This window comes from Sphingopyxis sp. 550A, from assembly GCF_053569535.1.
In genome coordinates, this window is sequence record NZ_CM131615.1 from 3,075,847 (window position 1) to 3,100,388 (window position 24,542).

The 24,542-nt window shown below is 65.8% G+C and carries 22 protein-coding genes and 1 tRNA gene; 8 read left to right on the forward strand and 15 right to left on the reverse strand.

Annotated features, from left to right (window positions below):
• Positions 1–48: 48 nt before the first annotated feature.
• The 3 genes from ACVENA_RS14745 to ACVENA_RS14755 are packed head-to-tail and all read right to left on the reverse strand — an operon-like array spanning position 49 to position 2,200.
• Positions 49–336 carry a DUF3325 domain-containing protein gene (locus ACVENA_RS14745; RefSeq protein ID WP_449325964.1) on the reverse strand — a complete coding sequence of 96 codons (288 nt, stop codon included), beginning with the start codon at positions 334–336 and terminating at the stop codon, positions 49–51.
• Positions 333–1,874 (reverse strand): PepSY-associated TM helix domain-containing protein, encoded by a 1,542-nt coding sequence (locus ACVENA_RS14750; protein WP_449325965.1) that lies wholly within the window; start codon positions 1,872–1,874, stop codon positions 333–335. The genes ACVENA_RS14745 and ACVENA_RS14750 overlap by 4 nt, the downstream gene beginning before the upstream one ends.
• Before the next feature lie 20 nt (positions 1,875–1,894).
• The gene (locus ACVENA_RS14755; protein ID WP_449325966.1) at positions 1,895–2,200 is read right to left on the reverse strand and encodes a hypothetical protein; all 306 of its coding nucleotides are present in this window, start codon (positions 2,198–2,200) and stop codon (positions 1,895–1,897) included.
• 163 nt (positions 2,201–2,363) lie between these two features.
• Here ACVENA_RS14755 and ACVENA_RS14760 point away from each other — a divergent pair, with 163 nt between their 5' ends.
• Positions 2,364–4,493, forward strand: a complete 2,130-nt coding sequence (locus ACVENA_RS14760) for a TonB-dependent siderophore receptor (RefSeq protein ID WP_449325967.1) — start codon at positions 2,364–2,366, stop codon at positions 4,491–4,493.
• A gap of 202 nt (positions 4,494–4,695) precedes the next feature.
• Here the strand turns inward: ACVENA_RS14760 and ACVENA_RS14765 are convergent, their stop codons facing one another.
• The 6 genes from ACVENA_RS14765 to ACVENA_RS14790 are packed head-to-tail and all read right to left on the reverse strand — an operon-like array spanning position 4,696 to position 10,746.
• A complete protein-coding gene (locus tag ACVENA_RS14765) occupies positions 4,696–5,010 on the reverse strand; it encodes a 2Fe-2S iron-sulfur cluster-binding protein (protein ID WP_449325968.1) in 315 nt (104 codons plus the stop codon).
• A gap of 3 nt (positions 5,011–5,013) precedes the next feature.
• Complete coding sequence (locus ACVENA_RS14770; RefSeq protein WP_449325969.1) at positions 5,014–5,457, reverse strand: SRPBCC family protein; 444 nt, start codon at positions 5,455–5,457, stop codon at positions 5,014–5,016.
• Positions 5,458–5,482: 25 nt separating this feature from the next.
• Positions 5,483–6,808, reverse strand: a complete 1,326-nt coding sequence (locus ACVENA_RS14775) for a CitMHS family transporter (RefSeq protein ID WP_449325970.1) — start codon at positions 6,806–6,808, stop codon at positions 5,483–5,485.
• 11 nt (positions 6,809–6,819) lie between these two features.
• Entirely contained in the window at positions 6,820–7,128 is a 309-nt protein-coding gene (locus tag ACVENA_RS14780) for a DUF4387 domain-containing protein (RefSeq protein ID WP_449325971.1), read from the reverse strand.
• On the reverse strand, positions 7,121–8,506 hold the full coding sequence (locus tag ACVENA_RS14785) for an acyclic terpene utilization AtuA family protein (RefSeq protein WP_449325972.1): 1,386 nt from the start codon (positions 8,504–8,506) through the stop codon (positions 7,121–7,123). Before ACVENA_RS14785 ends, ACVENA_RS14780 begins: the two co-directional genes overlap by 8 nt.
• On the reverse strand, positions 8,503–10,746 hold the full coding sequence (locus ACVENA_RS14790) for a TonB-dependent receptor (RefSeq protein WP_449325973.1): 2,244 nt from the start codon (positions 10,744–10,746) through the stop codon (positions 8,503–8,505). The genes ACVENA_RS14785 and ACVENA_RS14790 overlap by 4 nt, the downstream gene beginning before the upstream one ends.
• Before the next feature lie 155 nt (positions 10,747–10,901).
• Between ACVENA_RS14790 and ACVENA_RS14795 the strand changes: the two genes are divergently transcribed.
• Positions 10,902–11,576: a Crp/Fnr family transcriptional regulator gene (locus ACVENA_RS14795; protein WP_449325974.1), complete on the forward strand. Its 675-nt coding sequence runs from the start codon at positions 10,902–10,904 to the stop codon at positions 11,574–11,576.
• Positions 11,577–11,746: 170 nt separating this feature from the next.
• Here ACVENA_RS14795 and ACVENA_RS14800 read toward each other — a convergent pair.
• Together ACVENA_RS14800 and ACVENA_RS14805 are read right to left on the reverse strand one after the other, a co-directional pair.
• Positions 11,747–11,821: transfer RNA gene (locus ACVENA_RS14800), tRNA-Gln, on the reverse strand.
• Between the two features lie 199 nt (positions 11,822–12,020).
• Complete coding sequence (locus ACVENA_RS14805; protein WP_449325975.1) at positions 12,021–13,106, reverse strand: branched-chain amino acid aminotransferase; 1,086 nt, start codon at positions 13,104–13,106, stop codon at positions 12,021–12,023.
• A 91-nt stretch (positions 13,107–13,197) separates the two neighbouring features.
• Here ACVENA_RS14805 and ACVENA_RS14810 point away from each other — a divergent pair, with 91 nt between their 5' ends.
• On the forward strand, positions 13,198–13,707 hold the full coding sequence (locus ACVENA_RS14810; protein WP_449325976.1) for a MarR family winged helix-turn-helix transcriptional regulator: 510 nt from the start codon (positions 13,198–13,200) through the stop codon (positions 13,705–13,707).
• On the opposite strand, the gene proC is transcribed toward ACVENA_RS14810, so the two are convergent.
• A complete protein-coding gene (gene proC, locus ACVENA_RS14815) occupies positions 13,704–14,534 on the reverse strand; it encodes a pyrroline-5-carboxylate reductase (RefSeq protein ID WP_449325977.1) in 831 nt (276 codons plus the stop codon). The genes ACVENA_RS14810 and proC overlap by 4 nt on opposite strands.
• 22 nt (positions 14,535–14,556) lie before the next feature.
• Entirely contained in the window at positions 14,557–16,239 is a 1,683-nt protein-coding gene (locus ACVENA_RS14820; protein WP_449325978.1) for an alkaline phosphatase family protein, read from the reverse strand.
• A gap of 166 nt (positions 16,240–16,405) precedes the next feature.
• Between ACVENA_RS14820 and ACVENA_RS14825 the strand changes: the two genes are divergently transcribed.
• From ACVENA_RS14825 to ACVENA_RS14845, 5 genes are all read left to right on the forward strand, one after another.
• Positions 16,406–18,250 (forward strand): protein-disulfide reductase DsbD family protein, encoded by a 1,845-nt coding sequence (locus ACVENA_RS14825; protein ID WP_449328947.1) that lies wholly within the window; start codon positions 16,406–16,408, stop codon positions 18,248–18,250.
• Positions 18,250–18,990, forward strand: a complete 741-nt coding sequence (locus tag ACVENA_RS14830) for a TlyA family RNA methyltransferase (protein WP_449325979.1) — start codon at positions 18,250–18,252, stop codon at positions 18,988–18,990. The genes ACVENA_RS14825 and ACVENA_RS14830 overlap by 1 nt, the downstream gene beginning before the upstream one ends.
• Positions 18,991–19,052: 62 nt before the next feature.
• Complete coding sequence (locus tag ACVENA_RS14835) at positions 19,053–19,604, forward strand: TspO/MBR family protein (protein WP_449325980.1); 552 nt, start codon at positions 19,053–19,055, stop codon at positions 19,602–19,604.
• Between the two features lie 36 nt (positions 19,605–19,640).
• Entirely contained in the window at positions 19,641–19,952 is a 312-nt protein-coding gene (locus tag ACVENA_RS14840) for an accessory factor UbiK family protein (RefSeq protein ID WP_449325981.1), read from the forward strand.
• A 130-nt stretch (positions 19,953–20,082) separates the two neighbouring features.
• A complete protein-coding gene (locus ACVENA_RS14845) occupies positions 20,083–20,589 on the forward strand; it encodes a YbjN domain-containing protein (RefSeq protein ID WP_449325982.1) in 507 nt (168 codons plus the stop codon).
• Between the two features lie 233 nt (positions 20,590–20,822).
• Here the strand turns inward: ACVENA_RS14845 and ACVENA_RS14850 are convergent, their stop codons facing one another.
• Positions 20,823–21,776: a right-handed parallel beta-helix repeat-containing protein gene (locus ACVENA_RS14850; RefSeq protein WP_449325983.1), complete on the reverse strand. Its 954-nt coding sequence runs from the start codon at positions 21,774–21,776 to the stop codon at positions 20,823–20,825.
• Positions 21,777–21,901: 125 nt separating this feature from the next.
• A complete protein-coding gene (gene metH / locus ACVENA_RS14855) occupies positions 21,902–24,523 on the reverse strand; it encodes a methionine synthase (protein ID WP_449325984.1) in 2,622 nt (873 codons plus the stop codon).
• Between the last annotated feature and the right edge of the window lie 19 nt (positions 24,524–24,542).

Sequence of the window (24,542 nt, forward strand, 5' to 3'; positions counted from 1 at the left end):
GAGCAATATTCCTTAAGGGGGTCGAAGGTGATCGGCGACGGGCGGCCTTCAGCGGGCCGAGGATTTGCGGGATGAAAGCCGCGCGAGATAAAAAACGATGAGCAGCGCGCCGGCACTGAGCTGACCGAACCATTCGAGCGTGCCGCGAGCCCAGCCCAGCCCGACTCCCGCAATCGCGTAGGCGAGCAGCAGGCAGAGGAATCCGCCGCCGCGCAGCCATTTCGAGACCCCGGTAGCGAGCTTGCGACCGACAAGGTCGCGCTGATGCCGGTCGCGCGCGAGGCAGAGCAACCCAAAACCGAGCGCAGAGAGAAGGAAGAGGAGGAGGTGGATCATGCCGCCTCCGCCCTGGATGCGGCGGCCGCGCGCGCCGAACGCCGCGGCGCCGTTCGCGCTTGCCCCTGGCGCGCCACCTTGACCGCAGCCAAGCCGAACCCCGCCGCGATCGCCAGCATCGCGATGTCGAAACCGGCGAACACCATGTCGCCCGACATCAGGCTGGCGGCCAGCGAGCGGCCGGTCGTGAACGCGTCGACCAGCGGAACGGCGGCGAAGGCAAGCGCGGTGACGACGAGTCCTTCCAGCCATGCGCGGCGCGGCGGACGCGCGATCGACCAGACCGCGACCGCGCCCCACGCGATGAAGAACCAGGCGATTTCGCGATCCGCCCGGCCCGCGATGCCGAGCGGGATGAGGCGGTTGGCGAGAAAATAGGTGGCCATCCCGAACGGCAGACCGACGATCGCTGCGACATTGAGTTTCTCGACCAGGCGGAAACCGACATGCGGATGGTCGGGATCGGGTAGCCTGGCGCGGCGCTTGACCGTCCACAGGATCAGCCCCGAGCCGACCATCACGCAACCCGCGACGCCCGATGCGAAATAGAGCCAACGGAGCAGTGGATAGGCGAAGCGGCCGGCGTGGAGGCCGATCATCGTGCCCTCGGTCGCGGTTGCCGCCCCTGCCGGATCATGGACGTCGAGCAGCTTGCCGGTCACGCCGTCGAAGGTCATCGAACGCGGCCGGACCGACAGGCCCGAGTCGGGGGCACTCGACACGATGATTTGCGCCGTGCGGTCGCCGGGATTGAGGATGCGGACGCTGCCGGCCGCAGCACCCCACCGCCGCTCGGCTGCCGCGACCAGCGGCCCGACCGGCGTCAGCGCCGCCGCTCCCGTCTTTTCGGGCGCCGACGGCCACGGAAAGGCGACATCGTAGAACTTGTCCTCATCGGCGTAATTGGCCGCGATTCCCCACGGCATATAGTGTGTCGCGAGGCTGACGAGCCCGGTGTAGGTGATCATCAGGATGAACGGCAGGAACAGCACGCTCGAGGCGTTGTGCGCGTCGAGCCAGCTTCGCTGCCCTTTCCCCAGCCGCAGCAGGAAGAAATCGGCGATGATCTTCTTGTGCGTCACGATGCCGGAGAGGATCGCCACCAGCATCGCCATCGCCGCGACGCCGACCAGCCAGCGCGCCCAGTACCAGTTGATGTAATGGAGATCGTAGTGGAAGCGGTAGAGGAACCAGCCGCCCTGCGTCTCGCGCGCCTCGACCTTGCGCCCCGCCCCGTCGAGCCGCGCCTCGGTCGGCGCGTCGGCGGGGGCATCGGGGCCGTTCGTCCAATAGAGCTGAAGCCCCGCCGCACGCTTGCCCGCCGAATTGACCGACCATTCGCTCGCGCCCGGCGCCTCGCGCGCGAGCCAGCTCGTCGCCGCGGCGAATCCGCTCGCGGGGTCGGCGGGAACGGTTCGCACCTCGGGCGTCATCCAGCGCGTGATCTCTTCCTGGAAATAGGCCGAGGTTCCGGTGACGAAGATCGCGAACAGCAGCCAGCCGAGCAGCAGCCCGGTCCAGGTGTGCAGCCAGGCCATCGATTGCCGGAAACCGCCCTTCACAGCCGCCCGCCCCATAGAATGAGCAGCCAGTCGGCGACGCCCGCGAGCAACGCGACACCCACCAAAACCGCCCACAGCCTGACGACCGACCGCACGGCAAAAGCGATCATGGCCAAGGCAGCGAAGATGGCGAAAGAAAGCAGCGTGGCGCCTATCGACGCCTCGCTCGCGCTTCCAGGCAAGAGTCGCGCGACGAGCATGACCAATGCCGTCGTGACTGCATAGTTGAGCGGTACCGCGGCGAACGTTCGCACCGCGATTTCGCGCCGCGCCGCTCCCCCGCTGTTAACGCCCCTGCCCATCGCATTTTCCGGTTGCACGGCCCCAGGTCGCCGCGCGCCGGCTAGTGCCAAAGCCTGGCCATTATTGCAAATGATTCTTAATTGTGAGTGTCGATCGCATATTGCGCTTGAGTTGCAATAGCCATGAATCTATGTCGCCCCGACCATTTTTCAGGAGAGTAGCATGAAGATGTCCGCGCGCTTGCTGATCACGGCCTCGGCCTCGGCGCTGATCTCCATGCCGGCCTTCGCCGACGAGGCGGAAGGCAATAGTCAGGGCACATCGCGCGGCGACATCATCGTTACCGCCGCCAAATCCAGGGAAGTCGGGGTCAATGAAAGCGCATCGGCGACCGGGCTCGACCTGTCGCTGCGCGAAACGCCGCAATCGGTGACGGTGGTCGACCGCGAGCGGATCGACGATTTCGCGCTGACCACGGTCAACGACCTGCTCGAACAGACCGTCGGCATCACCGTGCAGCGCAACGAGACCGACCGCACCGATTTCACCGCGCGCGGCTTTGCCGTCACCAATCTGCAGGTCGACGGCATCGGCCTGCCTTTGCTGGGCGCGATCGACGGCGACCTCGACACGCTGTTCTACGAACGCGTCGAGGTCGTGCGCGGCGCCAACGCGATTATGACCGGCGTCGGCAATCCCTCGGCGACCGTCAACTATCTGCGCAAGCGCCCGACCGCCGCCTTTCAGGCCAATGCCTCGGCCTCGGTCGGCTCCTTCGACAATTGGCGGATCGAAGGCGATGCGTCCGGTCCCGTCGACGCCGCGGGCACGCTGCGCGTCCGCGCCATGGCCGGGCACGAGGCGCGCGATTCCTACCTCGATTATAACAAGGTTAATCGCGACGTCGCAGCGGCACTGGTCGCATGGGACGTGACCCCGGCGCTGACCGCGACGGTCGGTTATTCGCGGCAGGACAATCGCGCCGACGGCATATTGTGGGGGGCGCTACCGCTGGTCTTCAGCGACGGCAGCCGCATTCCCTACCCCCGGTCCGCCTCGACCTCCGCGCCCTGGACCTATGCCGACGTCGTCAACCAGAGCGCGTTCGGCGAGCTCACCTTTCGGCCGGGCGGCGACTGGGCGGTGCGCGGGGTCTTCACCTATAACGATCAGAAGACCGAAGCGCTGCGGCTCTATGCCTATGGCACGCCCGATCCCGAGACCGGGCTCGGCGTGACCGGGGTCAGCGGCCTCTATCCTTCCCGGAACAGGCAATATCTGCTCGACACCTATGCGTCGGGCGGCGTCAAGCTGTTCGGCCGCGAGCATCAGCTCGCCTTCGGCGTCTCGACCGGCTGGCTGCGCAGCAGCGAGGCCGAGGCCTTTTCGGATACCGAGATCGATTATGGCGACATCCGCCAGCTCGCCGGCTTCGTTCCGCCGCGGCCCACCGACTATCCCGATGCCGAGGTGCAGGGCCGCGAGCGCGATCGGCTGACGCGCGTCTATGGCGCGATCCACCTCAACCTCACCGACCGGCTGAAGGGCGTCGCCGGCCTGTCGGCGGTGTGGCTGAAGACCACGGGCGATTCCTATGGAACGGATCTGGCGCGCGACAACCACAAGCTCAGCCCCTATGCGGGCCTGCTGTTCGACATCACGCAAAACCTGACGCTCTATGTAAGCTATACCGACATCTATGCTCCGCAAAGCCAGGTCGACATCACCAATCGCCGCCTCGATCCGGCGAAGGGAACGAGCCTCGAGGCGGGCATCAAGGGAAGCTGGCTCGACGACCGGCTCTATGCCTCCGCCGCGCTGTTCCGCGCGAGGCAGCGCGGCTTGGCGAGCTATGTCGGCACCTTCGACCCCGACGACGGCCTGGGCGGCCCGACCGGCGTCGATTATTACGAAGGTCAGGACACGACGGCCAAGGGCTTCGAGGCCGAGATTTCTGGACGCGTCGCCGACCGCTGGCTGCTAAGCGGCGGCTTTACCCACCTCAAGATCCGCGACGACCTGGGCGCGGCGGCACAGACCTTCATCCCACGCAACGTCTTCAAGCTCGCCGCCACCTACGAAGTCCCCGAATGGCGCGACCTGAAGCTGGGCGCGCAGTTCCGCTACCAGAGCCGGATCAGCGGCAGCGACGACAGCGGCGGGCTTCCCATCCGTCAGGGGGGCTATGCGCTGCTCGACCTGCTCGCGGGCATTCGCCTCGCCGATCATGTCGAGGCGAAAATCAATGTCCGCAACGTGACCAACAGAAAATATCTGAACTCGCTCGAATGGGGCCAGGCCTATTATGCCGCCCCGCGCAGCGTGATCGGGACGATCCGTCTGGAATATTGAATTTTCGCGCCCACCGCCAAGGAGACCCTCGACGGATCCGCCCGCTCTCAGGGCATCTCAGCACACGCTCGAAAGTCGGGCACGAGGCGATTCTCGCCGATTGAGGACCGTCCGCTATGCGCGCGATGCACGCCGCGAGCCGGGATTTCGCGATTCGGACACATGTTTCATCATCATCCGAAGCCTTGCGAGCACAGCATCATTATTCCGCTGAAAGCCTGACAGTCAGACCATCCAGCTCGGCAGAGACGTCGATCTGGCAGGACAGCCGGCTGTACTCGTCTCGGCCTTCGACGAATTCGAGCATCAGATCTTCGGTCTCGCCCGAAGAGGGCAGACGATTACGCCATGCGGGGTCCACATGGACATGGCAGGTCGCGCAGGAACATCCCCCGCCACAGTCGGCCCGAATCGCATCGATGCCATGCCGCAGCGCCGCCTCCATCAAGGAGTGACCGACCTCCGCCTCGACATTGCGCTCGGTCCCATCGGGCTCGACAAAAATGACTCTCACCATATCTCAGTCTTCGGCCGCGAGATATCGATCGAGGCTGTCGTAGAAATGGCGTAGCCGGCGCTCCTGCCGGTTGAAGAGCATTCCTTTGAATCCCCTGGAATTGACGCCCTTCTGAAGCCAAGGGATGTTGCGCGCGTCCTGGTTATAGACCTCATTTTCGAACTTATAGTCGAGTCCGCGCCCGCGTACCGTCTTGGGCCGCTCCACCTTCATCCCCGGCTCTGCCGGCCGTTCGAACTGCTGGACCCAGAAGGTCGCACGCCCCGGATCATCCGGGTGCGGCATGTAGCGGAAGATCGAGAAGCGCTCGGCGAAAGTGTTGATCGTGATATTGGGAAAGATGAAATAGTGGAAATCGTCGGTCATCTGATCGTCCGACAGCGCCGCGACGTCATAACCCGCTTCCGTCAGCTTGGCCCGCATGCCGCGCTGCATAGCCAGCCGCATGGCGCCGCAGGTTCGCAACCAGGCGTCATCCAGCTGCGAAAGGAATCACGCCGAACAGCAGCGCCGCACCGATCAGCACGAAGCACAGGCAGAGCGCATATTTCCATGCAAAGCGCTGAAGATCGCCGAGCTCGATACCCAGCAAGGCGCATTTCAGATAGACCGCCGCGACGAGCGGGCTCAGCGAATGCATCGGTTGACCCAGAAGCGACGCCCGGCCGATCTCCTCGGCCGAAATGCCATAATGACTTGCCGTTTCGGCCAGCACCGGCACGACGCCGAAGTAGAAGGCATCGCTCGACAGGAAGAAGTTCATCGGAATCGAAAGCAGCGCCGTAATGCCCCCCAGATAGGGGCCGACTGCGGGCGGCAACACGGCGAGGATCGATTTCGCCATCGCGTCGATCATCCCGGTGCCCGCCATCACGCCGGTAAAGGCACCGGCGGCAAGAACCATCACGCCGACGCTGAGCGCGTTGCCGGCATGCGCGGTGAGGCGCGCGCGCTGATCGGCGAGCTTCGGATAGTTAACGACGAGCGCCGCGGAAAGCCCGCCCATGAACAGGACGGGCAACGGAGCGAAACGGATGATGACCATGATCATCAGGGCCAGCGTCAGTGCGAGATTGAACCAGATCAGGCGCGGCCGCAGCGCATCGGGATCGGCCTGAAATATCTCGGCGATGCGCCTGTCATCCAAATTGCGATCCTCTGTCGCCTCGCCCGCATTATCTTTGCCGAGGCGCGCGCGTTCGCGGCGGCCGAACCACAGGGCGAGCAGGAAAACGAAAAGGAGGCCCGTCGCCGCTACCGGCAGCATCGGAATGAATAGCGCCGACGGATCGACGTGCAGCGAAGCCGCGACGCGCGCGGCCGGACCGCCCCATGGGCTCATGTTCATGATGATGAAGGACATGCCCCCGATCACCGCGAAGATCATCACATCGATGCCGAGGCGCCGGTAGACGGGCAGCATCGACGACACGCCGACGAGCGCAGTCGTGGTGCCGTCGCCGTCGAGCCCCACCGCGCTCGCCAGCGTCGCGTGCCCGACCGTCGCCCGCGCCGGATCATTCCCGACCCAGGCGATGATGCGGTTGACGAGCGGCTGGAACAGTCCGGCATCGATCATGATACCGAAATAGAGAATCGCGAAGATCAGCATGACCGCGGTCGTCGCGACCTGCGTCACGCCTTCCATCATCATCGTTCCGGTCTGCATGCCCGTACCGGCAAGGAAAGAAAAGACGAGCGGCACGAAGACGAGGGCAGGCACCGCGGTCATCCGCCGCGACATAACGAGCAGCATGAACACGCCGACCATGGCGAAACCGAGAATTGCTGGTGACATGCGGCCGGTTCCTAGTCGAGATCGACGGAAAGCAGGGGAACGAAATATTGCCCCGCGTGCGAATCCGCGTCGCCGGGCGAGCCCTGAACGTGCGGGCGCGGAAAGCTGATCTTGAAGACGTGGATCGAAGGCAGCCGATACTGCCGGATCATATTCTCCGACACCCCGAACAGCCGCGCCACCGCGCGCGGCGCGAGAGCGGGCGACCCGGCGATCCGATCGAAGCTCACGGCATCCTCGCAGAAGATGTCGATCGTCACCCAGAAGGGGCCCGCGCTTTTCGACCGGATATATTTTGCGACATCGCCGAGTTTAGCCACGATCACCCTCCCCGATCGTTTCGAAGACGGTTTGGGCGAACGCATCGGGGCGGTCGACCGTGACGACATGGTTGAGCTTGAATTCATACTGGCGCCCGAGTTCGACCTCGGCCGGAGAGAAGGGAAAGGCGAAGCTCGGCAGAGGGTCGTCGGGGTTGAGCGGGAAATGGAGCAGCATCGGATTGCAATATTTGGCGATCTCGGTCGCCAGTTCCTGCGTCGGCGCCCAGACGAGCGTCATCAATCCGACCTCGTGCGGCGGCACGGCGGGCGGCACCGGATTGAGCGCGTTCATGCCATAGGCCCGGAAATCGAGGCCATAATCCGCTTCGCCCAAACCGAACACGCGCGCGATGCCGGCGCGGAGCCAGGCATCGAGACTGCCGAGCCATTCGTCGAAGCGCGCGAGCAGCTTGGGATCGGCGATCGCGCTGAACACCATCGTGCGATAGCCGTGACCGCCTGCGCCTTCGAGCTTGATCGTATAGGGTACGACCTCGGCGCGCGACCCGGTGACGCGCACGCGCCGCGCGTCGAGCGCTTCATAGCGGGCGCCCGCGGCATCGAGGATGATCCCCGGTTCCTTCAGGCGAAACGGATCGGCATTTTCATAGAGCAGATGGGCGGAGACGGTATAGGGCGTGCAACTGTTCGCGCCGTCGAGCGGTTCGATTTCGAAACCGTCGGCATCGATTGTGAAGATCACCCCGCCGCGGCGTGTCTCGACCGTGCAGAGCCCGCCGCACTCGGCAGTCTTCGCCGCGTGCCACGATGCGCCCGCCGGCAGCCCGCGCATCAGCGGCACGGCCGACAGGACCGCCGTATCGGTCGTCCGCCCGGAAAGCACGATATCAGCCCCGTCCGCAATCGCTTCCGCCAATGGCTCGTAGCCGAGCAGGCCGACAATATGCTCGCACTCCTCCACCCGTTCCGCCGTCAGCGGCAGCGCGGGATCGAGCGGCGCGGTGCGCCCCGCTTCGATATAGGGAAACAGCGCGCCGGGCCCGATTTCGGAATAAACGAGCGCGAGCCGCGCCTGGAGCCCCTCCTCGCGCGCGATCTCGCGGGCGATGTCCGCCATCCAGTCGACCCCGGCGTCGGTTCCCGATGTTCCGCACGATCCGACGAGCAGCGGGACGCCGAGCCGGTCGCGCGCGAGCATGAGCTGGCGCAAGTCGTGTTTGGTGGCCTGCCGCGTCATCTTCGACGTGCCGGTGCCGAGATAATAGGGCCCGCTATCCGTCGATCCGCCATCGACCGCGATACAGTCGGGCGCGAGCGAGACGCCGCGCGCCAGCGCTTCGTCGGGGCAGCCGGAACCCAGCACCCCCGACGGCACCAATACCTTGCACGACACGAAAGAAGGCGCTTGCGTCACTGGAATTTGGCCCGCAGGGTCACGCCCAACTGTCGCGGCGCGCCATATTGGACATATTGATAGACGCCGCCATTGGTCTGCCAGATCCGATAGACCTTGTCGGTCAGATTATGCCCCCACAGCTGTACCGAATAACGGTCGTCGAAATTATAGGTGAGGCTCGCGTCCCACAAAGTGCGCGGTTTGCGATATTCCTTATAATCGTTGATGTTGTTTTCGAACGCGTCGCTCTGATAGTCCATCGACACCTCGGCGCGCAGCCATCCCCAGGCCGCATCGCGCGCACTCTGCAGCCCCAGCGTTGCATTGACGGCATGTTTCGGCGTCCGGCTCATCCGGTTGCCCGCACCGTCGACGAAGGTAGGCGTGCCGTCCGCCAGATAGGCCGAAGTCTGGATGAAGCGCGTGAAATAGGGATGGAGATAGGTATAGCGGACGTTGGCGTCGATCCAGGTCGCGGGCTGGAAGACGAACTCGGTCTCCACCCCCTTGATCGTCGCATCGGCGGAATCGATCGCGACGCGCGTCCCTACCGGCGCCTGCGCGGCGTCGGGGACATATTTGATCGTCTGGAAATCGCGATAACCCATCCAGAAGGCCGAGACATTGGCGCGAAGCGTGCGACCGAACCAGTCGGTCTTGAGACCGATCTCATAGTTGGTCAGCCGCTCGGGATCGGTCGGAATCCGTGCCAGTTCCGCACTTCCCGGCTGTTCCTGAAACGCGCCCGACTTGAACCCCGTCGATACGGTCGCAAAGGCGAAGACATTGTCGCTGAAACGATAATCGGCGCCGACGCGGTATGTGAACACGCCCTTGTCGAACACGCCCGGCGTCGTCTCCGTATCATAGCTCGTGACCGGAGCCGCCAGCGGACCCTGCAGGCGCCGCGCCCGATAGACCTTCTTTTCCTGGGTGAAGCGTCCGCCGGCGAACAGGCGCAAGCCGAAATCGAACTTGTACTGCGCCTCGCCGAACACCGCATAGCTGTTGTTGACCGAATGGCCGAAGAAACGATTGATCGTCGTCGGCGTCGCCGACTGCTGCGTTTCGCGCTCGCGATAGACGTCGTCGCGGTTGTAGAAGACCCCGGCGACCCAGCTGAAAGGGCTATTGCCGAGCGACGAAAGGCGGCTTTCGACCGAATAGGAATCGGCGTGCTCGTTGGCCAGCACCTGCAGCCCGCTCACCGGAAGCCCCGTCACCGCGTTGGTTGCGGCATCGGTTCCGTCGAGGTCGTTCGAGAAGTCATAGTCGAGCGTCCGCCACGCCACGACCGTCGTCCAATTGGCGAAGCCGAGCGCATCGGTCGACAATTCTCCACGCAGGCCGCCGGTCTTCGATTTGGTGAACCCCAGCCGATCGGGGTTGGCGCGGCGCGGATCGGCGTAATCGGCATAGCCGACGCCCGGCGTGAACGGGTTGAGCAGCACGTTGAAGCGCGAGCTGTCCGAAAGATCCTGCTTGGCGATGTCGCCGGTCAGCAGCAGCCAGGTGTCCGGCGACAGGTCGGCCCGCACATGCAGACGGGCGCTGAGCTTGTTTTCGTCGTCGAGGGCGCGGCCGTCGAAGGTCTTGCGAAAGCCGTCGTTGGTCACCGCGCCCAGCGTCAGGCGCGCTGCCAATCCGTCGGTGATCGGCGCGTTGAGCATCAGATTGCCGTTCATCTGGCCATATTCGCCGAAGGTCAGCTGGGCATTGGCTTCGGCATGGTCGACCGGTTTGGCGGTCACGAAATTGACCGAGCCCGCAACGACATTCTTGCCCCACAGGGTACCCTGCGGTCCCTTCAGCACCTCGACGCGCTGCATGTCATAGAAGTCGATGCCCAACATGGCCGCGCGGCCAAGATAGACGCCGTCGAGGAAGGCGACCGACGACGGATCGCCGCCCGCCCCCTGATTGCTGCTGCCGACGCCGCGGAAGAAAGGACGCGGCGCAGCCTTGGGAAAAGCGTCGAAATTGATCCCCGGCGTTGCCTGCGCCAGCCTGCTGAAATCGGTAATGCCCTTTTCTTCGAGCTGGGCGCCCGAAAAGGCCGTGACGGTGATCGGTGCGTTCTGCAGCGATTCCTCGCGGCGACGGGCGGTCACGATGATCTCGCCGATGCCAGCTTCGCCGGCCTGCGTCTGCGTACCGGTGTCACTCACCGGCGAAGCCTCTTGCGCCAGCGCCGGAGTCGCGACGGTCAGGGCAAGCGCGCCCGAAGCCCGAAGCAGATTGCGTGTAGTGGATGTCATATCGCCTCTCCCGTTCCGTGAGCCGGATTGGACCGGTCCCGTGATTCGGGGGCTGTGTGCACCGAAGCGGCGCGCGAGGCATGACACCTATGTTACACAGGGCTGCGGCACGATGATGCTACAACCGCAAGAGGGAGAGAAGGCGGAACCGGCCCATGCAGAGGATCATTACCCACGAGAACTGGATCGGCGACTTGCCCGCGCCGGTCCGCGACGCGGTACTCGCCCGGACGGTCGAGGTGATCGTCGAGCCCGGCGAAGTCATCGCCGAAGCCGGCCGCGACGCGAACCGGATATTCCAGGTCGTCGAAGGCTATGTTCGTCTCGTCGGCCTGCACGAGGACGGCAGCGAAGCGCTGATCACCATCTATGTCGCGGGCAACTGCTATGCCGAGACGGCGATGGTGTCGCGACGCCCCTATAATCACACATCGGTCGCGATGGTGCGGAGCCGCATCCGTATTCTCCATGAACGCGATTTCTGGGATCTTTACTACAGCCACGCGGCGATCCCCGAAGCGCTGTGCCGGAAATTCGCCGACGCGATCAGCCGCCAGCTCGCGGCGCGCGAAATGCGCGCGACCACGCGCCTCCGCCAGCAGATCGCCAACATGTTCGCCGATTTCGCCGAGCGATGCGCCGGGAGTCCCGCCGATGGCCCGATCGAACTCGATTTTCCGTTCACGCAGAGCGACATCGCGAGCATCTTCGACGTAACGCGCCAAAGCGTGCAGCGTGAAATCACCTTCTTCAAGGATCACGGCCTCGTTGAAAAACGCGGCGGATTCTGGGTGGTGATCAATCTCCAGCGGCTGCGCCGGACGGGCTGAGGAGATGACGGCCTTGACCTGCCTTTCCGCATACCATTTGCGCAGGCTGTCCGCATCAAAGGCCTTGTCGGCGATCAAACGCAGTGAACCCGCACCTTTCGCTGGGTGCGACCTCCGCATTCGAACGCAGAGTTTCGTTTTGATTTTCAGATAGTCAATTGCGCACCGGCTGGCTGGGGCGGCAGGATTCGAACCTGCGAATGGCGGCATCAAAAGCCGCTGCCTTACCGCTTGGCGACGCCCCAACGGCCGGTGCGACGCGCGCTCTATAGCGCGGCGTCGGCGATTGCAAGGAAGGGCTTAGGCTGTATCGCCATTCAGAAGATGGCGAGTCGAAAATGGTGGTTTTCCGTGACCCGGAGCGCAGCGTGCTTTCTGCACGTGAGCACCGGAAGCGCGGAAAGCCGCCATTTGCAGGCCGCCAGAGCTGAATGTCGATGCAGCCTAGAGCCGCGTGACCCAGCCGTGGGGGTCGGGCGCAAGGCCGCGCTGGATGCCGACCAGCCGGTCCTTGAGCATGTTCGTGACCTGACCGGGGCCGCCGGCGCCGATCGTGAAGCTGCTCTCGCCGCGCGTCACCTTGCCGACCGGGGTCACTACCGCGGCGGTGCCGCAGGCGAAGCTTTCGGTGAGGCGCCCGCTTTCCGCGTCGGCCTGCCACTGGTCGATCGCATAGCGTTCCTCGCGCACCGTCAGCCCCGCGTCCTTCGCGAGGGTGATGAGCGCGTCGCGGGTGATGCCGGGCAGGATCGTACCGGTCAGCGGCGGCGTGACGATGCTGCCGTCGTCCATGACGAAGAACATGTTCATGCCGCCCAGTTCCTCGATCCAGCGATGCTCGGCGGCGTCGAGGAAGACGACCTGGTCGTGCCCCTTGGCGATCGCCTCGCTCTGCGCGACGAGACTCGCGGCATAGTTGCCGCCGCATTTGGCGGCGCCGGTGCCGCCCGGCGCGGCGCGGGTGTAATCCTCCGACACCCACAGCGACACTGCCGGCGCGCCCGACTTGAAATAATTGCCGACGGGCGAGACGATGACGAGGAAATGATATTCGGACGCCGGCTTGACGCCCAGGAACACCTCGCTCGCGTACATGAAGGGGCGAAGATAGAGCGCGCCGCCCGCGACCGGCGGGAACCAGTCGGCATCGGCGGCGACGGCTTCCCTGACCGCCGCGATGAACAATTCCTCGGGCAGCTCCGCCATCGCCATGCGGCGCGCGCTGGCGTTGAAGCGGGCGGCATTGGCCTCGACACGGAACAGCGCCATCGAGCCGTCGTCGAGGCGATAGGCCTTCAGCCCCTCGAAAATCTCCTGCGCATAATGGAGCACCGCGGTCGCGGGATCGAGCGACAGCGGGCCGCGCGGCATCACCTTCGCGTCGTGCCAGCCGATCCCCTCCTTGTAGCGGATCGACACCATATGGTCGGTGAAGACGCGCCCGAACTGCGGATCGGCGATCGCCGCCGCGCGTACGTCGTCCGCCGTAGGATCGGGGTGCGGAAGGCGGGCGAAGGCGGGAGCAAGCATGACGGAAACCCTTGTTATTCGGGATGTGACTCGGGGATGAGAGATGCGCGCCTCTTGCCAAAGGCAGGCGCTGAGCGCAACGGTAGTGACCATGCAGGATGAAAATTTTCTTTCACAAGTTCCCGCCGCCTCTGCCCTTTTCTTGCGCGAGGCCGAGGTGCGCCGCGGCATCGAATATCTGTTTTTCGGCCATGGCGCGCTGTGGCGCACGATCGACGCGCGGCTTGCCGAGCATACGCTCGGGCGCGCGCATTACCGCGCGCTCTATTTCATCGCGCGCGCGCCGGGGATCACGATTTCGGACCTGCTCGCCTTGCTCGGCATCACCAAGCAGTCGCTTGGGCGGGTGATCAAGGAGCTTGAGGCGCGCGACTATCTGACGACGCGTCCCGGCGGCCGCGACCGGCGGCAGAAGGAACTGCGCCTCTCCTCCGGCGGCCGCGCGGTCGAGGCCGCGATCTTCCAGCAGCTCCGCGACGCGATGAGCCGCGCCTATACCCACGCCGGGCAGCAGGCGGTCACCGGCTTCTGGCAGGTCAGCGAGGCGCTGATGCCCGCGCGCGAGCGCGAGCGGGTGGCGAAGCTGGGGAGCGAAGGCTAAGCGTCGCCCCGCGCAATATCCGCAAGCTCGCGGCCGCGGTCGCGCGCCGCGCGCAGCACGTTGGTGAACAGCGCCGCGAGTTGGCCGTCCTCGTCAAGCACGTCGAGCCCCGCCTGCGTCGTCCCGCCCTTGCTCGCGACCTGCGCGATCAGGGTGCCGGGCTTTTCGCCGCTATCGGCGAGCAGTGCGGTCGAACCGCCGAAAGTCGCCATCGCGAGCTTGAGCGCATCGTCGGCCGACAGGCCGAGACGCTCGCCCGCCGCGGCATAGGATTCGATGAGGCGAAAGACGAAGGCGGGGCCGCTGCCGGTGAAGGCGGTGACGAGATCCATCGTCGTGTCGTCGGCGAGCGGCACCACGGTGCCGAGCGGCGTCAGCAGCGCCGTCACCGCCGCCTCGTCAGCATCGCCGGTGCTGGCGACCGCCGAAACGCCGGCGCCGATGCGCGCGGCGAGGTTCGGGAGGATGCGCACCTGCGCCTTCGCCTCGGGGAAGCGCGCCGCGAGATCGGCGAGCGACACGCCGGCGAGGATCGACAGCAGATGGACCGCGCCCGTCGCGACCGGCGCGAGGTCGGCGGCGACCTCGCCGAGCTGCTGCGGCTTCATGCCGAGCATGATCCAGTCGGCGCCGGTCCCCGCGTCCTTCCATTCGGCCAGCGATGCGAAATGGGCGATTCCGGCGCGCGGGACTGCAAAGGGATCGACGATCGCGACCGACGCCGGATCGAGCCCTGCCGCGAGCCACCGATCCAGCATCGCGCCCGCCATATTCCCGCACCCGACCAACAGCAGTCGGCCGCCGAAATTCCGCAAAGTCTCGCTCATCGTCCCCTTCTTCTTCTTTCTTCTAACGGCAACTGCTCTCGGGCCCCGAGAGGAGGTCGAGGCAGCGGCCGTCGATCTTGTCCGCGTCGAGCGGCACCCCGATCACCGCCGCGAGCGTCGGGAGAATGTCCACCGTCATCACGGCGTTCGGTTGTTCGAATCCGGTGAGTCCCTTGCGCCAGAACAGCATCGGCACCCGCCGGTCATAATCCCACACCGACCCGTGCGTCGCGACATAGCCCATGCCCGATTCGGCGATCGGCGTCACGCGCGGTTTCAGGACGACGATGAAATCGCCCGACCGCTGCGGGTTGTAGGAGGCACGGAGCTTGTCGAGCAGGCTCCAGGTGTCGGGCGACTGTTTCGAAATCGGCCGTGCGGCCAGTTCCTCGCCGGTCACCACCGTCTCGACCTGGCGATGCGCCTTGAAGCGCGCGACCAGCTCGGCCATCGCCGCCTTGCGCTGCGCTGCGGTCAGCGCCTTCGACAGATACATATCGCCGAAGGGACCGTCGCTGTAGAGCAGAGGCTGCGGCAGGCCGAGCTTTTCGGCGACCTCTTTGCCCATCGCCTCAGGATCGAGCGACTTGTCGACGCGCTCGGCGGCCGGCCAGGCGTTCTGGCGGTTGCGCTCGGGCAGGTCGTGTCCGCCATGATCGGCGGTCAGCATGACCATATAGTCGATGCCCGTCGCGTCGAGCCGCGCGAAGAAATCGCCGAGCTGGCGGTCGAGCGCGAGCATCTGCATGCACATCTCGCTGCCTTCGGTGCCGGTGCCATGGCCGATATAGTCGGTCGCCGACAGGCCGAGGATCAAAAGGTCGGTGGTATCGCCCTCTCCCATCTTGCGCGCGGCACGAAGCGCAGCGCCCGCGGCGAGGACAGCGCCGTCGGCTTCGGGCGACGCCATGAAGCGGCGGAAATCGCCGCCGTCGCGCTGAAAATGCCAGGTGCCCACTGTGGCGCCCTTATCGCCGATGGGGATGGCGATGTCGTGCGACACGCAATCGGCGGGAAGCGCCAGCGCGGGGCGCGGTGCGGCGATCGCGGCGGCAATGGCGGTGCTCGCCTGCTGCGCGGTCGGCGACAGCGCGGTGCCGCGATAGCTCGTCAGCCCGCCGGGAAAGAGCCACATCAACTCGTCGGCCTTGCGACCGCCCATCATGATCGCGGCGCGGTCCTTACCCGCGACCGAGACGACCTGCGCTTTCGGATTGGCGGCCTTCATCCAGTCGCCGAGCGTCGCAACCATCAGATGGTTCACCGACGCCGCATATTTGCCGCTCTTCGAACTGGTGTCGGGGACCGTCTCGTCCTCGGCGCAATAGAGGCGCTTGTCGGCGCGCGCGGCCGACAGGTCGAAGAAATTGTTCGCGATGATGCCGGTGTGCGCGGGATGATTGCCGGTCAGGATCGTCGAATGGCCGGGACAGGTCTCGGTCGCGCCATGCGCCTGATAGCCCGAGGGGAAGACGACGCCCGACGCGAGCCGCGCGAGACCGCCGGTGAAATGGCTGCGATATTCGGCGAAGAGATCGGCCGAGAATTGGTCGACCGAAATGGCGATGACCAGCTTCGGCGCGGAAGTGGCCGCGGTGACCTTGGCTTCGGGAGCCGGGGCCGCCTTATCCTGCGCAATGACGGCGCCCGTGGCGGCGATCGAGAGGGTGGCGGCAAGAGCGGTGGCGAGATATTTGAACGTCACGGGGCAGCTTCTCCGATAGGGGGCGTCGGCGCGGGCTGTCCTCTCGACGAAAGCCGCCTATATGGCAAGCCTTGACGAGACGAACGGCGGCGGGCGGACAGTGGATTTGCGTAGGCATGCGATTGTGACAATTTGGCGCACCGCGCTGGCGCTGCTGGCGCTCGCGATGCTGACGATCGCTCCCGCGCGAGCGCAGGCACCGCATATCGCGGCAAAGCTCGTCGCCGAATCCGCCGCCCCCGCGCCGGGCGGAACCACCGCGATCGCGCTGACGATGGCGCCCGAAAAAGGCTGGCACGGCTATTGGCTGAACGGCGGCGACGCCGGCTTCGGGCTGCAGGTCGAATGGAATGCGCCCGAGGGGGTGACGGTCACCCCCTTCCGCTATCCGGTGCCCGAGGCACTGATGCTGTTCGGCATGATGAACCACGTCTACGAGCATCCCTATGCGCTGCTCGCCGACGTCCGCGTCGATAAAGGCGTCGCGCCGGGAACCGACCTGACGCTGACCGGCATCGCCAACTGGCTTGCCTGCACCGACAAGGTGTGCGTCCCCGAAAAGGCAGTCGTCTCGGTCGCGTTGAAGGCCGGCGACGGAAAGATCGCAGCGGCCGAGCGCACGCGCTTCGACGCCTGGCGCGCGCGGCTGCCGCAACCGCTCGACCGCGCCGGGGCGTGGGAGCGCCAGGGCGACACGGTGCGGTTCGGCGTCCCGCTGCCCGCAGACGCAGCGCTCGATGCGCCGCACCTGTTCCTCGAAACCCCGAATGTCGTCGATTATCCCGCCGCGCAAAGATTCAGCCGCAACGGCGACTGGATCATCGTCGAGACCAGGGCGAAGGGCGACGCGGCGGGGCCGGTTCAAGGCCTGCTCAAACTGTCCGACGGGCGCGGGCTGACGGTGCGCTTCGAGCCCGAAGCGGTAGGCCCTTCCGGAAAGCCGATCGCCACCGCCGCAAGCGGAATCGACATGACATTGTTCTGGACCGCGCTTGGCGGCGCGATTCTGGGCGGCCTCATCCTCAACCTGATGCCCTGCGTCTTTCCGATCCTCAGCCTCAAGGCACTGAGTCTTGCGCGGTCGGGCGGCGATGCACGCACGGCGAAGGTCGAGGCGGTCGCCTATACCGCCGGGGCGGTGCTCGTCTGCCTCGCGCTCGGGGGCCTTCTTCTCGGCCTGCGCGCAGCGGGCGAGCAGGTCGGGTGGGCGTTCCAGTTGCAGCATCCGGTGAGCGTCCTGCTGCTTCTCATCCTCGCCATCGCGATCACCCTCAACCTGCTCGGCGCCTATGAACTGCCCTCCTTCGGCGGCGGTCAAAAGCTGGCGAATCAGCGCGGCGCGGCGGGCGGTTTCTGGACCGGGGCGCTCGCTGCTTTCGTCGCGACTCCGTGCAGCGGTCCGCTGCTCGGTGCGGCGCTCGGCGCGACGCTGGTGCTGCCCGCATGGGCGGCGCTGCCGATCTTCGGCGGGCTGGGGTTGGGCCTCGCCCTCCCCTTCCTCGCCATCGGCTTCGTCCCGGCGCTGCGCAACCGCCTGCCGAAGCCGGGGCCGTGGATGGCGACATTCCGCAAGTGGATGGCGTTGCCGATGGCGCTGACCGCGTTCGCGCTGGCGGTACTGCTGTGGCGGCAGGTCGATGGCGGCTGGACCGATCGAGGCGCGCAGTCGGCGACGGCGGGCGATAGTTTTACCCCCACCGCGCTCGCCAAGGCGCGCGCATCGGGCAAGCCCGTCTTCGTCTATTTCACCGCCGACTGGTGTCTGTCGTGCAAGGCGAACGAAGCGGGCGCGATCAATCGTGAGGCTGTGCAGAAATCCTTCAGGCAGAAAGGCGTCGTCACCCTCGTCGGCGACTGGACCAATGGCGATCCGGTCATCACGCGCACGCTGGCCGAGCATGGCCGCAACAGCGTGCCGCTCTACCTCTGGTATGCGCCGGGCGCGGCGCAGGCGGAGATATTGCCGCAGATCCTGACGCCGGGGTTGCTGGCCGACAAGGCGGGCGGCTGATGGCCAAGCAGCGCGCCGACCAGTTGCTCGTCGACCGCGGGCTGGCCGAGAGCCGGACGCGCGCGCAGGCGCTGATCCTCGCCGGGCTCGCCTTCGTCGGCGACCGCAAGATCGACAAGGCGGGGCAGCAGATCGCAGGCGATGCCGCCATCAGCGTCAAGGGCCGCGATCATCCGTGGGTGTCGCGCGGCGGGATCAAGCTCGACCATGCACTCGCCCATCTCGGCTGGGACGTGAGCGGCGCGGTCGCGATCGACGTCGGCTCGTCGACCGGCGGCTTCACCGACGTGCTGCTGAGCCGCGGCGCGGCGCGGGTCTATGCCGTGGATTCCGGCACCAACCAGCTCGCGTGGAAGCTGCGGCAGGACGACCGCGTCATCGTCCACGAGCAGACGAGCGCGCGCATCCTGACCGCGGAGCATATCCCCGAACCCGTCGACCTGATCGTCTGCGACGCGAGCTTCATCGCCTTGTCGAAGGTGCTGCCGGTGCCGCTGTCCTTCGCGAAGGACGGCGCGCGGCTGGTCGCGCTGATCAAGCCGCAGTTCGAGGCCGCGCGGCACGAGGTCGGCAAGAAAGGCGTCGTCCGCGACGCCGCGGTGCACCGACGCGTCTGCGCCGAGGTCCGCGATTGGCTGACGAGCGAAGGCTGGACGGTGCTCGATATGGTCGAAAGCCCGATCACCGGGCCCGAGGGCAATGTCGAATTTCTGATCGCTGCGACGAAGCGAGCCGCTTGACGGCGCAAATTCCAGCCGCAACACCTGTAACCCGCAGAATCGCGAAAGGGGACCAGCCAAGCATGAGCGAGATTGCCACGCCCGACCAGCTCCGCATGTCCTATTGGCGCTGGGCGATGGTGACCGTGCCGGCGATCGTGCTGATCGGCAGCCTGTCCGGGCTGCTGTCGAACAGCGGCTACGGCAACCGCTGGTTCGCCGCGCTGAACCTGCCCACCATCACCCCGCCGGGCTGGGTTTTCGCGGTCGTCTGGCCGCTGCTTTATATCGGCCTCGGCCTGTCGCTCGCGATGGTCCTGCACGCGCGCGGCGCGAAGGGGCGCGGGTTCGCGCTGCTGCTCTTCTTCGTCCAGCTCGTCGCCAATTTCGCCTGGTCGCCGCTCTTCTTCGGCGCGCATCAGGTGACGACCGCGCTTTATCTGATCATCTTCATCCTGATGGCGACCGTCGCGACCGCTTTCGCCTTCGCGCCGATCCGCAGGGCGGCGGCGTGGCTGCTCGTCCCCTATATGGCGTGGCTCCTGTTCGCCGCGATCCTCAATTTCCAGATCGACCAGCGCAATCCCGACGCCGAAACCCTTGTCCCCGCCGCCGCCAGCACCCAGATAGGGTGAGGCAAGGGATCATCTCCCCGACGAAGGAATTTTGAAATGCAGAGCGAAAACCGCTTTTTCGACGATTTCGCCAAGATGGTGAACGGCATTGCCGGAACCGTCGCGGGCGCCGGCCGCGAGGCCGAGGCGGCGATGCGCGAGCGCGCGAAGGAATTCGTCGGCCGCATGGACTTCGTCAGCCGTGAGGAGTTCGAGGCGGTGAAGCAGATGGCCGCCACCGCGCGCGCCGAGGCCGAGGCGCTGAAGGCTCGGCTCGACAAGCTGGAAGGCGCGGCAAAGCCTGCTGCGACCGCGAAGCCTGCTGCCAAGGCAGCACCGAAGCCGGCCGCGAAACCGAAGGCAAAATAACCCGTCGCCCCCGCGAAGGCGGGGGCCGCCGGCAACCTTGCGCCGCGCCGATAGCGGCCCCAGCTTTCGCTGGGGCGACGATGGAATGCGCAGACTCGCCTCGCGGCGCAACACCCGCTAAAGGCCCCGCATGAGTGACGATATCTACGACGACGAAGACGGCCAAGAGGCGGCGCCGATCGACATGATCGCCTCCTATTTCGCCGCGCACGACTGGCCGCACGAGATGGTCGGCGAGGACGAGATCGTCGCGACCGCGCAGGGAAGCTGGACCGCCTATGAGCTGCGTGCGGTGTGGCGTCCCGAGGACGGGGTGATCCAGCTGCTCGCCTTCCCCGACATCCGCGTCGTCGAGGACAAGCGCACCGTCGCGCACGAAGCGCTGGCGATGATCAACGAGCAGCTTTGGCTCGGCCATTTCGAGCTATGGTCGAACAGCGGCACGATCCTCTATCGCCACGGGATGCTCGTCGGCAGCGATGCGCAACTGCCGCTCGACCTCGCCGAGACGCTGATCGAAAGCGCGATCGACGAGTGTGAGCGCTTCTATCCGGTGTTCCAGTTCGTGCTGTGGGGCGGCAAGACCCCCGCCGAAGCGCTCGCCGCCTCGCTGATCGAGACGCGCGGCGAGGCGTAATTTCGGTTTCGGTTTGCTTCGGCACTCCGCCAATCAATAAAGCGCGTCATTGCGAGCGCAGCGAAGCAATGACGAGGTATGGAAACCTGTTTCAGACTGAATCGTCATCCCGGCGAAGGCCGGGATCTCACCATATCAGCCAGACGCACCGGCGAGATCCCGGCCTTCGCCGGGATGACGAGATAAGGATCGGGGTAATTAAGTCTGACCCGATAACGATCGGGGCCTGAACTCTATCTCTTCTCGAGCTTCGTGATCCGCGGCCCCAGCTCGTTGGCGCCGATCGCCAGCGGCTCGCCGCTCCAGTCGGCGACGAACACCGACGGCCAGCTTGTTTCGGGCGACAGGCTCGCCCGGTTGCCCGAAATGGCGAGGCCGCGCGAGGGATGGTCGCGCGCTTCGGCGGCGACCGCGATCAGGGCCGAGTGATTTTCCTTGTCGGAACCTTGCACGAACAAATTGTTCACGATCCGCCCGGTCGATCCCGCCGGCAGGTCGATCATGTAATTGGTCGCCTTGCCCTGTGTGTCGTCGAAACTATTGTCGCTGACCTCGACGACCGCCGCGCGCGTCTTGAGATAATGGCCGCCGCTCCCCTTTTCGAAGCGCGTGCGGGTGACGACGACGCGGCCGTAGTTGCCCGTATAGACGCTGTGCGCGCAGCTCAGCCCGCGGTCGCAGCGGCCGAGGCGCGAGAAGGTCGAGCGGTCGATCGTCAGTGTCGCCGCCGGATCCTCGGCGGTCAAAATGCCTTCCTCGCTGCTGCGGAACAGGCTGTTCTCGACCGTGAGATCGCTCTTTTCGAGGCGGATGCCCGCACCGTTGCCGTCGGGGACGCGCATGTTCTGGAAAACGATGCCGTCGACCTTCGCCCCGGCGCCGCGCAGCACGAGCGCGGCCTTCCCTTCGCAGATTCCGCCGTCGAACACCGCACGGCCGGGCTCGGCGGCAACGAAGGCGATGCGACCCTGGGTCTGGACCGCGCAGTCGCGGTGATAGCCGGGCGCGATGCGAATCGTCCCTTCGCCATCGCCGATCGCGTCGACCGCATCCTGGAGCCGGGTGAAGCCCCGGCCATCGACCGTATAGGGCGCGCCGCCGGTCTGCGCGGGCAGCGGCGCCGGCGCGAGGAGCAGCGGAAGGGCGAGTAGCGGCAACATCGGCCGGCGGGCAAGCGTCTGGATCATGGCGGCTTTATAACAGCTTCGGCGGCGTCCGTCGTTCGCGAAGCTGGTTAACCGGCGCGCTGTCCCTTTATCGGACAACGGCCGCCACCGTCCTTAACCGTCACCTCCGCGGGGGCGACGGAGGATCAATCCAGGTTCGGCCGCAGCCAGCGCGTCGCGGTCGCAAGGTCGACCCCGCGCCGCTCGGCATAATCGGCGAGCTGATCCTCGCCCACCCGCGCGACCCCGAAATAGCTCGCGTCCGGATGCCCGAAGTAAAAGCCCGAGACCGCCGCGGTCGGCAGCATCGCGAAATGATCGGTCAGCGTCGCCCCCGACGTGTTGCCCGTGTCGAGCAGATCGAACAGGATGCGCTTCAGGCTGTGCTCGGGACAGGCCGGGTAGCCGGGCGCCGGGCGGATGCCGCGATATTCCTCCTTGATGATCGCCTCGGGCGTCAGTTGCTCGTCCGGCGAATAGCCCCACAGATCGGTGCGGACATGCGCGTGGAGCCGCTCGGCAAAGGCTTCGGCGAAGCGATCGGCGAGCGCCTTGAGCAGGATGTCGCTATAATCGTCGTGCGCCGCCTTGAAGCGCGCGAGATGCGGCTCGATGCCGTGGATCGCGACCGAAAAGCCGCCGATCCAGTCGCCGTCGGGGCTGATGAAATCGGCAAGGCACATGTTCGGGCGCCCCTCGCGCTTGGCGATCTGCTGGCGCAGGAAGGGAAGCCGGACGTGGCGTTCCTCTTCCTCGAGATGGATGATCACATCGTCGCCGTCGCGGCGGCACGGCCACAGCGCCGCGACCCCGCGCGCGTGGAGCCAGCCCTCGCCGACGATCTTCTCCAGCATCGCCTGCGCGTCGGCGAAGAGGCCGCGCGCGCTTTCGCCGACGATATCGTCGTCGAGGATCGCGGGATAGACGCCCGCGAGCTCCCACGCGCGGAAGAAGGGCGTCCAGTCGAACCATTCGACCAGTTCGGCGAGATCCCACTGGTCGAAGGCGTGGATGCCGGGCTTTTCGGGCGGGAACGGCCGGATATGCTCGTCGATCGTGAAGCCGTTGGCGCGCGCATCCTCGATCGGGATCAGCGCGCTCTGCCCCTTGTTCGCGCGCACCTCGCGGATATGCTCATAATCGGCCTTGTAACCCTCGACGAACGCGTCGCGGCCGGTGTCGCTGACCAGCGAAGTCGCGACGCCGACGGCGCGGCTCGCGTCGAGGACATGGAGCACCGGCCCTTCATAGGCGGGGTCGATGCGCAGCGCGGTGTGGACCTTCGACGTCGTCGCGCCACCGATCAGCAGCGGCATCGTCATGCCCGCGCGCTGCATCTCCTCGGCCACCGTCACCATCTCGTCGAGCGAAGGGGTGATGAGGCCGCTGAGGCCGATCATGTCGGCGTCATTCTCGTTCGCCGCTTCCAAAATCTTCGACCAGGGCACCATCACGCCCAGGTCGACGATCTCGAAGCCGTTGCACTGCAGCACGACCCCGACGATATTCTTGCCGATGTCGTGGACGTCGCCCTTGACCGTCGCCATCACGACCTTGCCCTTGCCTTTCGCGCCGGGCTCCTTCGCCGCCTCGATGAAGGGGAGCAGGTGCGCGACCGCTTTCTTCATCACACGCGCCGATTTCACCACCTGCGGCAGGAACATCTTGCCCGACCCGAACAGGTCGCCGACGACGTTCATCCCGTCCATCAGCGGGCCTTCGATGACCTCGATCGGGCGATCCATCGCGAGGCGCATCTCCTCGGTGTCGGGAACGATATGCGCGTCGATGCCCTTGACGAGCGCATGTTCGAGCCGCTTGCGCACCTCCCACCCGCGCCATTCCTCGGCGGCCTTTTCCTGCGCGGCATTGCTGCCCTTGTAGCGTTCGGCGAGCGCGATCAGCCGTTCGGTCGGGCTTTCCGCCTCCCCCTCGACCTTGCGGTTGAGGATGACATCCTCGCAGGCGTTCCGGAGTTCGGGATCGATCGTGTCATAGACATCGAGCTGCCCCGCATTGACGATCGCCATGTCGAGCCCGGCGGGGATCGCATAATAGAGAAAGACGCTGTGCATCGCGCGGCGCACCGTCTCGTTGCCGCGAAAGCCGAACGAGAGGTTGGACAGCCCGCCCGAGAAATGGACGTGCGGGCAGCGGACGCGGATTTCCTTCACCGCCTCGATGAAGTCGACCGCATAATTGTCATGCTCCTCAAGCCCCGTCGCGATCGCGAAGATATTGGGGTCGAAGATGATGTCCTCGGGCGGGAAGCCGATGCCCATGAGCAATTTGTAGGCGCGCTCGCAAATCTCGATCTTGCGCTGTTTCGTGTCGGCCTGCCCGACCTCGTCGAACGCCATGACGACGACCGCGGCGCCATAGGCCATGCATTTGCGCGCGTGGTTCAGGAATGGCTCCTCGCCCTCCTTCATGCTGATCGAATTGACGATCGGCTTGCCCGGCACGCATTTGAGCCCCGCCTCGATCACCTCCCACTTCGAGCTGTCGATCATCACCGGCACCCGCGCGATGTCGGGCTCGGCGGCGATCAGCTTGAGGAAGGTCGTCATCGCGCGCACCGCGTCGAGCAGCCCTTCGTCCATGTTCACGTCGATGACCTGCGCGCCATTCTCGACCTGCTGGCGCGCGACCTCGACCGCCGCGGCGAAATCGTCGGCGAGGATCAGCTTCTTGAATGCCGCCGATCCGGTGACGTTGGTGCGCTCGCCGACGTTGACGAAGGAGGAAGAGGAGAGAGAGGCGGTCATCGGTGGTCCAGAAGGCAAA

Excerpts from the sequence above, each read along its gene's own strand:
- metH (WP_449325984.1), bottom strand. The coding sequence starts at position 24,523 with ATGACCGCCTCTCTCTCCTCTTCCTCCTTCGTCAACGTCGGCGAGCGC.
- ACVENA_RS14790 (WP_449325973.1), bottom strand. The coding sequence starts at position 10,746 with ATGACATCCACTACACGCAATCTGCTTCGGGCTTCGGGCGCGCTTGCC.
- ACVENA_RS14845 (WP_449325982.1), top strand. The coding sequence starts at position 20,083 with ATGAGTGACGATATCTACGACGACGAAGACGGCCAAGAGGCGGCGCCG.
- ACVENA_RS14805 (WP_449325975.1), bottom strand. The coding sequence starts at position 13,106 with ATGCTTGCTCCCGCCTTCGCCCGCCTTCCGCACCCCGATCCTACGGCG.
- ACVENA_RS14770 (WP_449325969.1), bottom strand. The coding sequence starts at position 5,457 with ATGCGGCTGGCTATGCAGCGCGGCATGCGGGCCAAGCTGACGGAAGCG.
- ACVENA_RS14825 (WP_449328947.1), top strand. The coding sequence starts at position 16,406 with ATGCTGACGATCGCTCCCGCGCGAGCGCAGGCACCGCATATCGCGGCA.
- ACVENA_RS14795 (WP_449325974.1), top strand. The coding sequence starts at position 10,902 with ATGCAGAGGATCATTACCCACGAGAACTGGATCGGCGACTTGCCCGCG.
- ACVENA_RS14755 (WP_449325966.1), bottom strand. The coding sequence starts at position 2,200 with ATGGGCAGGGGCGTTAACAGCGGGGGAGCGGCGCGGCGCGAAATCGCG.
- proC (WP_449325977.1), bottom strand. The coding sequence starts at position 14,534 with ATGAGCGAGACTTTGCGGAATTTCGGCGGCCGACTGCTGTTGGTCGGG.
- ACVENA_RS14850 (WP_449325983.1), bottom strand. The coding sequence starts at position 21,776 with ATGATCCAGACGCTTGCCCGCCGGCCGATGTTGCCGCTACTCGCCCTT.
- ACVENA_RS14765 (WP_449325968.1), bottom strand. The coding sequence starts at position 5,010 with ATGGTGAGAGTCATTTTTGTCGAGCCCGATGGGACCGAGCGCAATGTC.
- ACVENA_RS14750 (WP_449325965.1), bottom strand. The coding sequence starts at position 1,874 with ATGGCCTGGCTGCACACCTGGACCGGGCTGCTGCTCGGCTGGCTGCTG.
- ACVENA_RS14745 (WP_449325964.1), bottom strand. The coding sequence starts at position 336 with ATGATCCACCTCCTCCTCTTCCTTCTCTCTGCGCTCGGTTTTGGGTTG.
- ACVENA_RS14810 (WP_449325976.1), top strand. The coding sequence starts at position 13,198 with ATGCAGGATGAAAATTTTCTTTCACAAGTTCCCGCCGCCTCTGCCCTT.
- ACVENA_RS14835 (WP_449325980.1), top strand. The coding sequence starts at position 19,053 with ATGAGCGAGATTGCCACGCCCGACCAGCTCCGCATGTCCTATTGGCGC.
- ACVENA_RS14760 (WP_449325967.1), top strand. The coding sequence starts at position 2,364 with ATGAAGATGTCCGCGCGCTTGCTGATCACGGCCTCGGCCTCGGCGCTG.
- ACVENA_RS14775 (WP_449325970.1), bottom strand. The coding sequence starts at position 6,808 with ATGTCACCAGCAATTCTCGGTTTCGCCATGGTCGGCGTGTTCATGCTG.
- ACVENA_RS14830 (WP_449325979.1), top strand. The coding sequence starts at position 18,250 with ATGGCCAAGCAGCGCGCCGACCAGTTGCTCGTCGACCGCGGGCTGGCC.
- ACVENA_RS14840 (WP_449325981.1), top strand. The coding sequence starts at position 19,641 with ATGCAGAGCGAAAACCGCTTTTTCGACGATTTCGCCAAGATGGTGAAC.